This is a genomic window from Nocardioides sp. WG-D5 (genome assembly GCF_054031175.1).
Map to the genome: position 1 here is coordinate 201,282 of NZ_CM132928.1, position 14,470 is coordinate 215,751.

A 14,470-nucleotide genomic window follows, 5' to 3' on the forward strand; every position below is an offset into this window, starting at 1 on the left:
CCCCGGTGACTGAAAAACTTCGCGTCGCAGTATGCCGGAGACAAGCCTCCCGTGTGGCCGACTCACCCATGCCGGGGCGGCCGACCTCCGGCCCGTCAGCCGCCGAAGGCGTGGGTGGCGGTGGCACCGCCGTCGATGGCGATCTCGGCGCCGGTGACGAAGCTCGACTCGTCGGAGGCGAGGTAGACGTAGAGCGGGGCGATGTCCGCGGGGTGGCCGACCCGCTTGAGGGCGACCTTCGAGGCGCCGAACTCCATGGCGGCGTCGTCGGCGCCGACACCGCGGGTCATGGAGGTGTCGATCATGCCCGGGTGGACGGAGTTGACCCGGATGCCGCTGGGGCCCAGCTCGAGGGCGGCGGCCTTGGTCATGCCGCGGATGGCGAACTTGGTCGAGGTGTAACCGGCCACGAACGCCATCCCCGCCAGCCCCTCGATCGAGGAGGCGTTGATGATCGAGCCGCCGCCGTTCTCCTTCATCGTCGTGATCACCGAGCGCATCCCGAGGAAGCAGCCGAGGGTGTTGACCCGCCACAGCAGCTCGAACTCCTCGACCGGCTGGGTGAGGATCTCGCCGAAGCGGAGGATGCCGGCGTTGTTGGCGAGGACGTTGACCGGACCGTACGCAGCGGCGGTCTCGGCCACGAGCGCCGTCCAGGACTCCTCCGAGCTCACGTCGTGGTGCACGAAGAGCGCCGAGTCCCCCAACTCCTCGGCGAGCAGCTTGCCGGGCTCGTCGGCCACGTCGGCGATGACGACCTCGGCCCCCTCGGCGACGAAGGCGCGCGCGATCGCTGCCCCCTGGCCCTGCGCGCCGCCGGTGACGATCGCGATCTTGCCCTCGAGACGTGCCATCACTGCTCCTTGTCGTCCGTCAGCGTGAGCTGCATGATCGAGTCGGCCGAGAACCCGGCCGCGGGGTCGCGGTCGGCGAACCAGCCGCCGACCTGCTTGTCGAGCGAGTCCAGGTCCCAGGCTGCGTTGTCGAAGCGCTCGGCCACGGTCGGCGGCGCCAGGACGGCGATCATCCCGCCGTAGACGACGAAGACCTGCCCGGTGATCGCGGCGGCGGCCGGCGAGGCGAGGTAGGTGACGAGCGGAGCCACGTGCTCGGGCCCGTAGGAGTCCCCCGAGAGCACGCCCTCGGTCATCGCGGTCGCCGCGCGCGGGCAGATCGCGTTGGCACGTACGCCGGACCGACCCATCGAGCGGGCCGTCGACATCGTCAGTGCAGTGATCCCCGCCTTTGCGGCACCGTAGTTGGCCTGTCCGGGAGGGCCGGAGAGAAACGCCTCCGAGGAGGTGTTCACCACCGCGGCGTCGACCGGCGCGCCCGTCGCCTTCGCGACCGACCGCCAGTGGGCCGAGGCGTTGCGGGTCAGCAGGAAGTGGCCGCGGAGGTGGACGCGTACGACGAGGTCGAACTCCTCGTCGGACATGTTGAAGAGCATCTTGTCGCGGGTGATGCCCGCGTTGTTGACCACGATGTCGAGGCCACCCAAGCCGTCGACGGCAGCGGCCATCATCGCGTCGGCGGTGGCACGCTCGCTCACGTCGCCGGCCGCGATCACCGCCTCGCCACCGAACCCACGGATCTCCTCGGCGGCCTCCTCGGCGGCGCCGGGCAGGTCGTTGAGCACCACCCGCGCGCCGGCGCGGGCCAGGGCGACCGCCTCGGCGCGCCCGAGCCCGGCTCCGGCGCCGGTGACGATCGCGATCTTGCCTGTCAGATCAACGCTCACGTGGTGCTACTCCTCGATCCTCAGGGCTGCCTTGGGGCAGCCGGCCACGGCCTGCTCGACGCGGTCGCGGTTCTCGTCGGTCACCGTCGGGTCCTCGACCTGCAGGTAGTCGTCGTCGTCGATCTCGAACACGTCGGGTGCGAATGCCTCGCACATCCCGTTGGACTCGCACAGGTCGAAGTCCACGATCACCTTTGCCATGTCCGTCTCCTCAGTCCTTCGTCATCATCGAACTCAGCCTTGACCGGGCAGCGCGCCCAGCTTGCGATGGTCCCAGCTTGCGACCTTGTCGGGCTCGATGACGATGCCGACGCGCTTGTGGGCCTGCTTCGACACCAGCTCCTCGCCGAGCTCGCCGAGGTCCGCGCCGCCGGCCATGCGGGTCATCACCCGCGACCCGATGCCCTTGATCTCGTCGTAGTCCTCGACGAGCCGCGCCTTGCCGGTGATGCTCACTCCGCGCAGCTCGAAGTAGTCGACGCCGTCCTCGACCAGGCAGGTGACCCGTGGGTCTCGGCGCAGGTTGCGGACCTTCTGCGAGGACCCGTAGGTCCAGAAGACGATCTTGCCCTCGTCGAGCACGTAGAACAGCGTGGTCAGGTGCGGAGCGCCGTCGGGGCCGACGGTCGCGACCTGCACCTTCATCTGCGAGGCGAGGAACTCCTCGATCTCCGCCTCGGTCAGCTGTACGGACTGGCGTGAGCCGGCCATGTGCCCTCCTCGAGCAAGTGAAACTAGAACACGTTCTACCATATCAGGGACAACGACGCCCCTCGAAGGGACCTCATGCTGAGACCAGACCCATCGTCTCGGGCCCCGCTCCGGCTAGGAGGCGGCCTTCATCTCGGAGATCAGCCAGCCGCCGTCGCCCTTGACCAGCGTCAGCACCTCCCAGGTCGGGCTGACCACGGTGTTCTTCGTCTTCGGCGCGGTCGCGCTCTGGTTGACGAAGAGCAGCACCTTCGCGGACTCCTCGGTGGCGGAGATGATGGAGGCGGCGCAGTCCTCGTCGACGCAGGCCTTGCCCTCCTCGGCGGCCTTCGCCCCCTCCTCGGAGAGCGGCGCCACCTCGGCGTCGACCTTGATCCCGAGGTCGGCCTGCTCCTTGCGCTTATCCTCGCCGGGCAGCGTCTTGTCGTACTCCTTCTGCATCGCCGGCGTCATCAGCTTCTTCGCCGCCGCGATGTCCTTCTCCGCGCTGGCGGCCTGGTAGGACATCACCGTCTGGGCCAGCCCGACCGAGTGCTCCATGATCGCCGCCCGCGACCCGGCCGCGGTCAGCTCGCCGCCCGGCGCCACGTCGTCGTTCGAGGCCATGTCGACAGCCAGCCAGAGCAGACCGCCGGCCACCAGGACGAGTACGCCGAGAACGGCCGTCAGCACCCGGCTGCCGTCGCCCAGCCACCGCTCGGCGAACCCGGCACGCTCCCCGGATTCACCCTCACCCTCAACCTCAGCCTGAGGCTCTGCTTCGGTCTCCGCGTCGTCCGGAGCGGCCACCTCGTCACGTACGTCCTGGGGTTCCTGCTCCTCGGCCGGCGGCAGCAGGTCGGACCCGCAGTAGCGGCACTTGATCGCGGCGGCCTTGATCGTCTCCGCACAGAAGGGGCACTCCTTCTGGCCGGTGGAGACCGATCCGTTCGCTCGTACGCCTGTCATCAGTTGACTCCTGCCAGGTCGGACATGCGCCATCCGTCCTTCGTCTTCGCCAGCGACACCTTGAACCGGTACTTCGAGCACCGGGCACCGTCGTAGGGGCAGGTGTCGCTCTTCTTCAGCTCGGCGGTCTGGCTGCTGGTCACGACCGAGTCGACGGCGACCAGCACGACCGCTCTCTTCGACCCGATCGCCCGGATGCCGACCTGCTTGACCTTGCCCTTGGAGATGGTCTGGGCGGGGATCGCGGCCTGCCGGATCTGCTCGGCGATGGCGGTGTACTCCTTGCCGAAGGTGCCGGTCGAGATCTCCTTGACCGCCTGGATCCGCGGGTCCATGTCGCGGTAGTCGACATCGAGGAAGGCGATCACGCCGTCCTCGGCCACCGCCTTCACCTCGTCGTAGTCGGCGGCCGCGGCCTCGGCCGGCGTCGTCCAGGGCAGCACCCGGGCGCCGCCGATGAAGACGGCCGCCGCCAGCACGACCAGGATCACCAGGACCGCCGCGAGCACGGTGTTGACCCGGCCCAGTCTGGCGAGCGAGAGCTTCACCTCGAGGGGGTTGTCAGAACTCATGCGGACTCACTCCTCTCCCAGGATCATCGATCGCCAGGAGTCGTCGGACAGGGCGGAGACGAGGCCTCCGTCATCGGTCGGGGTGGACATCGTGACCGTCTTTCCGTCGGGGAGCTGGGTGCGCCCGGTCTTCGGGTCGTAGGTCGTCACGTACTTTCCGACGCCTTCGGGCTTCGGCACCATGTTGACGCCGCGCTGCATGATCGGGTTGTCGCCCTGGTAGCCGGGCTGGGCGCGCTCGTCGGTGCACTTGGCCGGGTAGAGCGGCTGGTCCTCCATCACGGTGCCGGGGATCCACTGGTCGGCGGGCTTGTAGCCCTCCTGGCACGGCGGTGTGGTGTAGACGTAGCCCATCGACAGGTGACCGTAGCCGTCACCGGGCGAGCCGGTAAACCCTGTCGCGACGACACGCGGGAAGGTCACCAGGGTCTGCTCGATCGCGGGCAGCCGCGCGGTGAGCACCTCGTTGACGGTGCTGAGGTTGGCCAGGAAGACCGGCAGCAGCGGCTGCAGCCCGTCGAGCAGCGACTGCACCTGGACGGCTGTCGCCTCGCCGCCCTGCAGGATCTCGCGCAGCTCCGGGTCGCGCTTGTCGAGCGTGGCGGTGACCTCCTCGAGCCCCTTGGCGAACTCGCGGATGTCGCCGCTGTGCTCCTTCTGCGTCTGGAGCACGGTCTGGCTGGTGTTGAGGAGACGGATCGTCTCGCGTCGGTGGGCCGAGGCCTCGTCGACGAGCGTGGAGCCCGAGTCGAGCAACGTACGCAGGTTCTCGGCGTTGCCGCGGAACAGCGTGCCGAGCTCGGCCACCACGGTGCTCAGGTCCTGGCCGTTGATCGAGGTGGTGAAGCTGTTGAGCTCGGTGAGCAGCTCGTCGGTGGTGCCGGGCATCGACTCGGGCCCGGCGGTCACCACGTCGCCCTCGGCGAGGTAGGGCCCGGAGGCGGAGTCGGGGATGAAGTTGATGTACTGCTCCCCCACCGCCGAGAGGTTGTGGACCTCCACCTTGGCGTCCCTGGGGACCTCCGTGCCGGGATCGAGCTGCAGCCCGGCGCGTACGCCCTCGTCGGTGACGGTCATCGAGGCCACCCGGCCGATGCTGATGCCGCGGTAGTTGACCTCGCTGCCCACGTAGAGCCCGCCAGAGGCCGGCAGGTCGATCGAGACGTCGACGTGGCGGCCCAGGACCCGGTCGACGACGCCGAGGTAGGCGGCCGAGACGTAGAAGATGCCGACCGCGGCGAGCACCAGGAAGATCACCAGCTTGTTGCGTACGCTCCGGGTCATCAGCTGCCGCCTCCCAGCAGTCCGAGGAGGCCAGCCAGGCCTCCGGTGGTCGGCTCGGCCGTCGGCGACTCGGCGTCCGTGGGTGCGGAGAGCCCCTCGGCGATCTCCGGGACCAGGTCGTTGAGCCCGGGCGTCTTGGTCGAGGCCGAGCTCTTGGGCAGCAGGTCGGAGATGTCGGGCAGCTTCGGCGTCTTCTCGCCGGGCTTGGCCGCGGTGTCCTCCTTGCCGACCACGGAGCACGTGATCTGCATGTTGGTCAGGTCGCACAGCGCCTTGGCCAGCGGCTGGATCGCCTCGCACCCCTTGGAGTAGGACAGGCAGATCTGGAAGACCTGCGGCAGCAGGCCCGGCGACTCGCCGTTGGTGAGGCTGCCGACCAGCTTGCCGAGGTCGAGGTCCATGTGGAACAGCGCGTTGGAGTAGTCGCCCATCGCCAGTCCTGAGGCGTTCTCGGGGAACGGGAAGCTGGCCGCCATCATCAGGCCGCGCGGCAGCGAGTCACCGGCATCGGCGAGCTCGCGCAGAGTCGGCGCCAGCTCCTCGAGCGCGGTGGTCAGGTTGGCGCCGCTCTGGTTGATCACCCGGGTCGCGACCACGCCGAGCCGGTCCAGCGCCTTCATCATCTTCAACAGATCGGCGTGCTGCTGGCGGAGCACCTCGAGGGCCGGCCCGAAGGAGTCGATGGCCGCCTCGATCGACGTGGACTCCTTGTTGAGGGTGCGGGTCAGCCGGTCGACCTGCTCCATCGCCCTGATGATCGAGCCCTTCTGCTGGTTGAGCGAGGCGACCGTGGTCTCCAGGTTGCCCAGCAGCGCCCGCATGTCGCCGGTGCGCCCGTCCATCATGGTGTTGAGCTCGTCGCTGATCGTCTTCAGCTGACCGACGCCACCGCCGGCCAGCAGGAAGGAGAGCGCGCCGAGCACCTCCTCGACCTCGGGGTTGCGGTTGGTGCGGTCGAGCCCGATGGTCGCGCCGTCGCCGAGCTTGCCGGCGCTGGCGACGGTGGACCCCTCGGGTGCCACCAGGGCGATGTACTTCTCCCCCAGCAGGCTGGTCTGGCGTACGTTGGCCAGCGCGTCGGCAGGGAGCTCGATGTTCTTCCGGATGGTCATGGTGACCTTGGCGTACCAGCCCTCGCGCTCGACCTTGTCGACCTGGCCGACCGGCACGTCGTTGGCCATCACCTTGGTGCGCGGCACCACGTCGACGACGTCGTTGAACTCCGCGGTCACCACGTAGCCGTCGCCCTCGCCGACCTCCTTGCCGGGAAGCGGCAGGTCATAGGCCTGTACGCCGCACCCGCTCGCGACGGCGAGGACGCCGAGGATCGCCGCGGCCACCCAAGCGCGCCTCATCTCTTGCCTCCCGACATCAGTTCCTGGAGCGAGCCGGTGAGCTCGGTGATGCCGCCCTGGGTGACGACCTCGGGCTCGACCTCGGGCTGCTCGGCCTGGGTGCCGGTGTCGAGCGGCAGCCCGGTCTCGGTATCGCGGTCGGTGGGGGCGCTGCCCTCGGTGAGCGCCTGGCCCGCCGGGGCGGTCGACCCGGTCGGCAGCAGCGCCTTGAACAGCGCGCAGATCTCCTTGGCGCCCGGGATCTGGTCGTTCTCGACGACCATGCAGAGGATGTTGGACAGGTCCGAGCCGATCGGTCCGACCTGCAGGCGGAAGCCGACCGAGCCGGACCTCGCGTCGAAGGACTCGGCCAGGTTGCCGATGCCCAGCGGGGCCAGGTCGAGGACGGTGCCGAGGGTCTCCTTCTCCTTGGCCAGGATGTTGAGCGTCTTGTTGAGCTCCTTAACGTCGCCGACCAGGGCGTCTCGGTTGTTCTCCACGAAGGACTTGGTCACCTTGACCGCCTGCGCAATCGCGACGAGCGCCTGGTCGAGCTCGTCGCTCTCCCCGGCCAGCTGGGTGGAGACGGTCGAGAGGTCGGTCAGGAACTTCTCGGTCGTGTCGTCGTTCCTCGCCAGCGTCCTGGTGACCTCGGAGAGCTGGGAGAGAGTGCTGAAGAGCTGCTCGGAGTTGCCGCCGAGCACCTGGGCCGCCTCCGACATGTCGGCGATCGCCTGGTTGCCGATCTTGCCGTTGCCCTCCAGGGCGTCGGCTCCCTCCCGTAGCACGTCGCTGAGCGCGCCGTTCTTGTTGGCGCCGTTGGGCCCCAGCGCCGTGGTCAGCTCGGAGAGGCTGGCATAGATGCGGTCGAGCTCGACCGGGACCGCGGTGCGCTCGATCGGGATCTCTCCGCCGTCGGCCAGGGCCGGCCCGCCGGTGTAGGCCGGCGTCAGCTGGACGAACCGGTCCGCGACCAGCGTCGGGGTGACGATCGCCGCCTTCACGTCCTTCGGCAGCTTGTAGTCGCTCTCGTACTCGATCACCGCGTCCACGTGGTCGCCCTTCGGCTCCAGCGAGGCGACCTTGCCGATCTTGACGCCCATGACGACCACGTCGGAGCCCTCGTAGATGCTCACCGCCTGCGGGAAGCTGGCGGTCACCAGCTTGGTGTCGGGCGCGGCGACCTCGGAGACCAGCAGCAGCCCGCACATCAGCACCAGCGCGATCGGCAGCGCCGCCCACTTGGACCGCAGGCTCGGCCCAGAGGGCCGCTCGGTCCCGGCCACGGCGAACGGCACCTGCGTACGCCGCCGGCGCCGGCCGCGCGGCACTTCGGTCAGTCGTTCGATGATGTTGGTCATTGCACGATCCCTGGTCGTCGTCCGGGCACGAACTCACCGCTCACGATGCCGGTCAGGTTGGCGAGGTAGGCGTCGAACCAGGGGCCGGTGCCGATGATGTTGATCAGGATCGACGCGTACGGCCCGTAGTTCTGGATGGTCTTGGTCAGGTCCTCGTCGCGGGCGTTGAGGAACTTCAGCGCCTGCTCGAGCGCGTCCAGCGCGGGACCGATCTGCTTCTGGTTCTCCTTCACCAGGGCCTGCAGCTGCTCGGCCAGCGCGGTCGCGTTGACCAGCAGCTGGTGGATGGCCTGGCGGCGCTGGATCAGCTCGGCGAAGACCTGGTCGCCGTTCTCCATCACGCCGATGATGTCCTGCTTGCGCTCGTTGACGAGCTGCACGACCTTCTCGGCGTCCTGGAGCAGCGACTCCAGCTCGTCGCCGCGGGCGGCGATCGTCTGGGAGAGCGCCGCGATCCCCTGGAAGGCGCCCTGCACCTCGGGGCCGGCCTTGTCGAGGGTGCCCGACATGGTGGTCAGCGCCTTGGCGAGCTGCTGGGTGTCGATCGCCTCCGTGGTCTCGGCCAGGTCCCCGAACGTGCCGACGATGTCGCTGCCGGCGCTGGTGCGGGCCAGCGGGATCCTCGAGCCGGCGTCGAGCGTCCGGCCGCCCTGCGGGGTGATGTCGAGGTACTTCTCCCCCAGCAGGTTGAGCACCCCGATCTTCGCCTCGCTGCGGTGGCCGATCTCGGTGCCCTCGACCGAGAAGGAGACGACCACCTTGGCGCCGTCGATCTCGATGTCGCTGACCCGGCCGACCCGGATGCCGGCGATCTCCACCCGGTTGCCCACGTGCAGGCCGCTGGTGTCGGAGAACTCGGCCTGGTAGGTGGTTCCGGCGAACCAGGGCAGCTTGCGCAGGTTGAACGCCGCCGTCAGGGCCAGCGCAATCGCCACGATCGTGATCACGCCGGTGCGCTTGAGCTGGGTGTCGGAGTGGTGTGCCATCAGAGCTTGCACCTCTCCGCCCGGCTGTAGAAGGCCACGTTGTCGAGCTGCTTCTGGATCGCCTTCACGGCGGGCGAGTTGTCGAGCAGCTCACCGAGCGAGGGCAGCTTGATCGAGAAGTCGAGGTCGCAGAGGTAGTAGTTGTACCAGGAGCCGTAGCTGCCGATCCGGGCCTGCGACTCCAGCGTCTCCGGGAGCCGCTCGAGGGTCCGGTCGAGCAGCTTCTGGTTGCCCGGCTTGTTGAGGATGTCCACCACGCGCTTGAGCTGCTTGATGTCCTCCTTCAGGAACGGACGTACGTCGGTGAGCAGCCCGGCCAGCTCGTCGGTGAGGTCGCCGATCGAGGAGATCGAGTCGCCGATCGCCTCCTTGTCGCGCGCCAGGTCCTTCATCCAGCCGCTCAGCTGCTGGATCAGCTCGGCCAGCTCGGTGTGGTGCTCGTTGACGGTGCTGAGCGTCTTGGAGAGATTGGTGATCACGTCGCCGATCAGCTGGTCGCGCTCGGCCAGGGCGCTGGTCAGCTCGGCCGTCTCCGAGAGGAGGCTCGCGACCGTGCCGCCCTCCCCCTGCAGCACCCGGATCAGGTTGAGCGAGAGCTTGTTGACGTCCTTGGGCTGCAGCGCCTGGAAGAGCGGCTGGAAGCCGTTGAAGAGCTCGGTCAGGTCGAGCGCGGGCGTGGTGTTGGCCATCGCGATCGCCTGCCCCTCCCGCAACGGTGTCGCGTCGGCCTCCGGCTGCTGTCCGGCGTCCTGGGTCAGGGCGAGGTAGCGGTCGCCGACCAGGTTCAGGTAGCGCACCTGCGCGCCGCTGGCAGTCGTGAGCGGAACCGTCTTGTCGACCCGGAAGGTGACCATCGCGTGGTCACCGCCCTCGATCTCGACGGAGAGCACCTCGCCCACGGTGATGCCGGCGACGCGTACGTCGTCGCCCTCGCTCAGGCCCGAGGCGGTGGTGAACTCGGCGCGGTAGGGCACCCGGTCGCCGAACCCGACGTTGCCCATGATCGAGGCCAGGGTGCCGGTGACGAGGATCGAGATGACGGTGAAGATGGCCAGCTTGGTCCCGGCCACCGCGGTCTTCAGGTCGCGCTTGTTCACTGCAGACCCCCGTTGCCGGGTGCCCACGGGACGTCCTCGGTGCCGTTCTCCAGCTCCATCGGCCCGGCCGGCACCTTCGGGGTCGGCAGACCGTCGCACCAGGGCCCGTGACCGATCTCGCCCCACTCGGGGCGGTCGTCACGGCCGTACGCCGGCTTCTGGGTGCCGTCGAGGACCATCGTCTGGCGCACGCGGTTCTGCTGGAAGACGGTCGCCAGCAGCTCGGTGTAGTCGTCGAGGCCCCGCAGCAGGCAGGTGTACTCCGGGGAGTAGTCGGCGAGCAGCTTGAGCAGCGGCACGGCCAGCTCGGTCTCGTACCTGATCGCCTTCTCGTTCTCGGCGAGCAGGTTCTTCGAGGTGTCGGCGACGCCGGTGACCGAGGTGAGCAGGCCGCCGAGACGCTCGCGCTGGGCGGAGACGGTCTTGGCGGTCGTCGTGGTGTTCTCCAGGACCTTGACCAGGTCGGGGGCGGCCATCGAGTAGGTCTCGGCGACGTCGGCCATGTCCTCGAGATCGCGTTCGAGTGTGGGGAGGTGGACGTTCATCTCTTCGAGGTAGTCGTTGAGCTGGACGAGGGTCTCGCCGAGCTTCTCCCCGTTGCCGGAGAGCGCCGTGGCGAGGGCGTGCAGGGTGCTGTTGAGGTCCTGGGGGCGGATCGACTTCAGCAGCGGGAAGAGCCGCGCCAGGATCACGTCGAGCTCGACGCTGGTGCGGACGCGGTCGGCAGGGATCACGGTGCCGTCGCTGAGCGCGCCGGTCCGCTTCCCCTCGGGGTCGATGAACTCGACGTACTTCTGCCCGAACAGCGTCGTCGGCTTGATCGCGACGCTGACGTTGGCGGGGATCTGCTCGGCCTGCTCCGGCTCGAGGCCGAGCTCGATGACGGCCTTCTTGCCGTCCTGACGGATCTCGCGGACCTGGCCGACGATGACGCCGTGCATGCGTACGTCGCCGTAGCGGGGCAGCTGCAGACCGGCCCGGTCTGCCTCGACGCTTACCGTGGTGAACTGCACGAACGCCTTCTGGTAGATCGCCACGCAGAGCGCGATCATCAGCGCGAGGGTCACCGTGAAGGCGATCCCGGAGACGAAGAGCTTGGTGTGCTCGGCGCGGGTGTCGCGCTGGATTCCCATCAACATCTGTTCGCCACCACCCTCATCCCGTGATCCGGACGGTGGTCGTGGAGCCCCAGATCGCGAAGCTCAGGAAGAAGTCGGCGACGACGACGGTCACGATGGACGTACGGATCGCCTTGCCGACCGCGATGCCGACCCCGGCCGGGCCGCCGGAGGCGGTGTAGCCGTAGTAGCAGTGGATCAGGATGATCGCGACCGCCAGGATGATCAGCTTCAGGAAGCTGTAGAGGATGTCGATCGGCGGCAGGAACGCCAGGAAGTAGTGGTCGTACGTCCCGCCCGACTGCCCGTACATCAGCGTCGTGATCAGCCGCGGGCTGAGGTAGGAGGCGCACAGGGCGACGATGTAGAGCGGGATGACCGCCAGGAACCCCGCGATCATCCGGGTGGTGACCAGATAGGGCAGGCTCGGCACGCCCATCGCCTCGAGCGCGTCGATCTCCTCGCTGATGCGCATCGCGCCGAGGCGTGCGGTGTAGCCGCAGCCGACGGTCGCGGCGAGCGCGATCGAGGAGATCAGCGGGGCGACCTCGCGGGTGTTGAAGAAGGCCGAGATGAACGCGGAGAACTTCGCGACACCGATCTGGCTCAGGCTCGCGTAGCCCTGGATGCCGACCTCGGAGCCGGCGAAGAACGCCATGAAGGCGATCACGCCGACGGTGCCGGCGATCATCGTCAGCCCACCGGCGCCGAAGGCCACCTCGGCCAGGATGTTGAGCACCTCCCGCTTGTAGCGGCGGATGGTGCGGGGCGCCCAGGCCAGGGCCTTGGCGTAGAAGAGCAGCTGGTCGCCATAGCCCTCGACGGCCTGGCGCTGCTCCTTGACGATCTGGTTGCCCACCTGGGCGAGCGTGTTGGACACCGGCGGATCACAACCCGTCCTGAGGAACGATCTGGAAGTAGACCGCGGTCATGATGGAGTTGAGGACGAACAGCATCATGAACGCGATGATCACGGCCTCGTTGACCGCTCGGCCGACGCCGCTGGGGCCGCCCTGGGCGTTGAGGCCGTTGTAGGCGCCGATGATCGCGGCCAGGAACCCGAACAGGGCCGACTTGACCATCGAGATGTAGAGGTCGGGCAGGCTGGCCAGCGCGGTGAAGCTCGACAGGAACGCGCCGGCCGAGCCGCCCTGGACGATCACCGTGAAGAAGTAGCCGCCCCCGATGCCGGTCGCGATGACGATCCCGTTGATCATCACCGAGACGAACAGGCACGCGAGGACCCGTGGGATCACCAGCCGGACGACCGGGTCGATGCCCAGCACCTCCATCGCGTCGATCTCCTCGCGGATCTTGCGCGACCCCATGTCGGAGCAGATCGCCGACCCGGCGGCCCCGGCGATGATCAGCGCGGCCGCCATCGGCGCCGCCTCCCTGACCACCGCGAGCACCGCGGTCGCGCCCGCGAACGACTGCGCGCCGAGCTGGCCGGCGAGGTTGCCGACCTGCAGGGAGATGACGGCTCCGAACGGGATCGAGACCAGCACCGCCGGCATCATCGTGACGCTGGTGATGAACCAGGCCTGCTCGAGGAACTCCCGGAGCTGGAACTTGGTCGTGAACGTCCCCTTGACGACCTCGCCGGTCATCAAGCCCATCCCGCCGACGCCTCGGACCAGCGAGGCGAACTGCACTGCCATCCTGCACCTTCCGCGAGGTCTTGTGACTCGGCTCACGTTTCGCCCAGTAGTAGAACACGTTTCAGTTCTGAGGGCAACGACCCGGCCCCGACGTGTCTGCGAACAGGGTGGGAGGTATTCAGGTCCAACGACTTACCCGCCAGTAGGTGACGGGGATCACAGATCCTCCACCCGGCGTCACGCCTCCGTGAAGGTCGTTCTCGCATGCTGGTCGGCGCCTGGCCGCGGCCGCATGCGCCCTCGGCATGGGGTAGAAGTCAGCACCGGTGTGTCTAGGAGCGACGAGCCGGTTAGATTGGGGACTGTGATGAGACTGTCGCCGGGGGGCGTCATGAGGTTCCTACGCCGCCTGCTCCTCGCCGTCTTCGGCGTGCCGGTCGCGCTCGCCGTCGTGATGAGCCTCGTCGACGCCTACCGCAGCCGCGGCAAGCGGGCCAAGCCGTTCCCGGTCACGCCGCCGCGGACCAACAGCGTCGGCGACGGCACGGTCACGACCTACACCTTCGGCAACGACCTCTACGAAGACATGATCGCCGCTATCGAGGGCGCGAAGAAGCAGATCTTCCTCGAGACGTACATCTGGAAGGGTGACGAGGTCGGCCAGCGGTTCAAGCAGGCTCTGGCCGCGGCGACCGAGCGCGGCGTCGAGGTCTACTGCATCTTCGACGAGCTCGCCAACCTCGTGGTCCCGGCCCGTTTCAAGCGCTTCCCCGAAGGCATGCACGTGCTGCGCTACCCGACCTACGCGGCCGGCTGGCGCTTCTTCGACCTCTCCCGCTACGGCCGCGACCACCGCAAGATCCTGGTCGTCGACGACACGGTCGGGTTCGTCGGTGGCTACAACATCGGGACCGCGTACGCCACCGAGTGGCGCGACACCCACGTGCGGATCACCGGGCCCGGCGTGTGGGACCTGCGCAGAGCCTTCGCCGACTTCTGGAACCTCAACCGGCGGCGGCCGCACCCGCTGACCCACCAGGCCGGCGCCGAGGGTCCGCTGCTCATCGAGACCGCGCCGTCGTGGGACCCGGATCTGCGCTTCCACCGCAACGTGCCGCGGCTGTGGATGTTCCCGATCCGCTCGATGTACCTCGAGGCGATCAACCGGGCCTCACGCAACATCTACCTGACCACCGCCTACTTCGTCCCCGACGAGGACTTCGTGAACGCGCTCAAGGCCGCGGCGCAGCGCGGGGTCGACGTACGCATCCTGCTGCCGCTGAAGTCGAACCACGTCGTGGTCGACTGGATCTCGCGCGGCTACTTCTCCCAGCTGCTCGACGCAGGGGTGCGGATCCTGCGGTTCAAGGACGCGATGATCCACGCCAAGACGGCCACCGTCGACGGCTTCTGGTCGACCGTCGGCACCGCCAACATCGATCGCCTCTCGCTGACCGGCAACTACGAGATCAACCTGGAGATCTTCGACCGCGACGTCGCCAAGCAGATGGAGGAGATCTTCTCCCGCGACGAGTCCAACGCCCTGGAGCTGACCGCTGACGAGTGGGCAGCCCGCGACGTCCACCGCAAGTTCACCGAGCTCGTCCTAACCCCCCTGCGACCGCTGCTCTGAGGGCCTGCCGAGTCGGCGCATCTGCCCCCGTGTCCGGCGAGCGAAGCGAGCCGGAGGGGGCTGATGCGCCGACTCGGCAGTAAA

General features: G+C 68.3%; 15 protein-coding genes. 1 reads left to right on the top strand and 14 read right to left on the bottom strand.

Translation table 11 applies throughout. The features are described from left to right. Positions 1-95 precede the first annotated feature (95 nt). The 14 genes from ACWZJV_RS01010 to ACWZJV_RS01075 all read right to left on the bottom strand — a co-directional run bounded on the left by ACWZJV_RS01010 (position 96) and on the right by ACWZJV_RS01075 (position 12,813). Complete coding sequence (locus ACWZJV_RS01010; RefSeq protein ID WP_457179919.1) at positions 96-854, bottom strand: glucose 1-dehydrogenase; 759 nt, start codon at positions 852-854, stop codon at positions 96-98. Then, on the bottom strand, positions 854-1,741 hold the full coding sequence (locus tag ACWZJV_RS01015) for an SDR family NAD(P)-dependent oxidoreductase (RefSeq protein ID WP_457179920.1): 888 nt from the start codon (positions 1,739-1,741) through the stop codon (positions 854-856). The genes ACWZJV_RS01010 and ACWZJV_RS01015 overlap by 1 nt, the downstream gene beginning before the upstream one ends. A 6-nt stretch (positions 1,742-1,747) precedes the next feature. After that, the gene (locus ACWZJV_RS01020; RefSeq protein WP_008360212.1) at positions 1,748-1,942 is read right to left on the bottom strand and encodes a ferredoxin; all 195 of its coding nucleotides are present in this window, start codon (positions 1,940-1,942) and stop codon (positions 1,748-1,750) included. A gap of 33 nt (positions 1,943-1,975) precedes the next feature. Beyond that, positions 1,976-2,452 carry a pyridoxamine 5'-phosphate oxidase family protein gene (locus ACWZJV_RS01025; RefSeq protein ID WP_196874025.1) on the bottom strand — a complete coding sequence of 159 codons (477 nt, stop codon included), beginning with the start codon at positions 2,450-2,452 and terminating at the stop codon, positions 1,976-1,978. Between the two features lie 114 nt (positions 2,453-2,566). Beyond that, on the bottom strand, positions 2,567-3,400 hold the full coding sequence (locus ACWZJV_RS01030; RefSeq protein ID WP_457179921.1) for a hypothetical protein: 834 nt from the start codon (positions 3,398-3,400) through the stop codon (positions 2,567-2,569). Further along, on the bottom strand, positions 3,400-3,972 hold the full coding sequence (locus ACWZJV_RS01035; RefSeq protein ID WP_457179922.1) for a hypothetical protein: 573 nt from the start codon (positions 3,970-3,972) through the stop codon (positions 3,400-3,402). The genes ACWZJV_RS01030 and ACWZJV_RS01035 overlap by 1 nt, the downstream gene beginning before the upstream one ends. Positions 3,973-3,978: 6 nt before the next feature. After that, positions 3,979-5,256, bottom strand: a complete 1,278-nt coding sequence (locus ACWZJV_RS01040; RefSeq protein WP_457179923.1) for an MlaD family protein — start codon at positions 5,254-5,256, stop codon at positions 3,979-3,981. Beyond that, positions 5,256-6,611, bottom strand: a complete 1,356-nt coding sequence (locus ACWZJV_RS01045) for an MCE family protein (protein WP_457179924.1) — start codon at positions 6,609-6,611, stop codon at positions 5,256-5,258. The genes ACWZJV_RS01040 and ACWZJV_RS01045 overlap by 1 nt, the downstream gene beginning before the upstream one ends. After that, a complete protein-coding gene (locus tag ACWZJV_RS01050; RefSeq protein ID WP_457179925.1) occupies positions 6,608-7,951 on the bottom strand; it encodes an MCE family protein in 1,344 nt (447 codons plus the stop codon). Before ACWZJV_RS01050 ends, ACWZJV_RS01045 begins: the two co-directional genes overlap by 4 nt. Beyond that, positions 7,948-8,937 (bottom strand): MCE family protein, encoded by a 990-nt coding sequence (locus tag ACWZJV_RS01055; RefSeq protein ID WP_008360220.1) that lies wholly within the window; start codon positions 8,935-8,937, stop codon positions 7,948-7,950. Before ACWZJV_RS01055 ends, ACWZJV_RS01050 begins: the two co-directional genes overlap by 4 nt. After that, a complete protein-coding gene (locus ACWZJV_RS01060; protein WP_457179926.1) occupies positions 8,937-10,034 on the bottom strand; it encodes an MCE family protein in 1,098 nt (365 codons plus the stop codon). The genes ACWZJV_RS01055 and ACWZJV_RS01060 overlap by 1 nt, the downstream gene beginning before the upstream one ends. Continuing rightward, on the bottom strand, positions 10,031-11,173 hold the full coding sequence (locus ACWZJV_RS01065) for an MCE family protein (protein WP_008360224.1): 1,143 nt from the start codon (positions 11,171-11,173) through the stop codon (positions 10,031-10,033). Before ACWZJV_RS01065 ends, ACWZJV_RS01060 begins: the two co-directional genes overlap by 4 nt. Before the next feature lie 16 nt (positions 11,174-11,189). Continuing rightward, the gene (locus ACWZJV_RS01070; protein WP_045549369.1) at positions 11,190-12,032 is read right to left on the bottom strand and encodes an MlaE family ABC transporter permease; all 843 of its coding nucleotides are present in this window, start codon (positions 12,030-12,032) and stop codon (positions 11,190-11,192) included. 7 nt (positions 12,033-12,039) lie between these two features. Next, complete coding sequence (locus ACWZJV_RS01075) at positions 12,040-12,813, bottom strand: MlaE family ABC transporter permease (protein ID WP_008360228.1); 774 nt, start codon at positions 12,811-12,813, stop codon at positions 12,040-12,042. A 331-nt stretch (positions 12,814-13,144) separates the two neighbouring features. On the opposite strand from ACWZJV_RS01075, the gene ACWZJV_RS01080 reads away from it, so the two are divergent. Then, positions 13,145-14,386 carry a phospholipase D-like domain-containing protein gene (locus ACWZJV_RS01080; RefSeq protein WP_196874019.1) on the top strand — a complete coding sequence of 414 codons (1,242 nt, stop codon included), beginning with the start codon at positions 13,145-13,147 and terminating at the stop codon, positions 14,384-14,386. Positions 14,387-14,470: the final 84 nt, after the last annotated feature.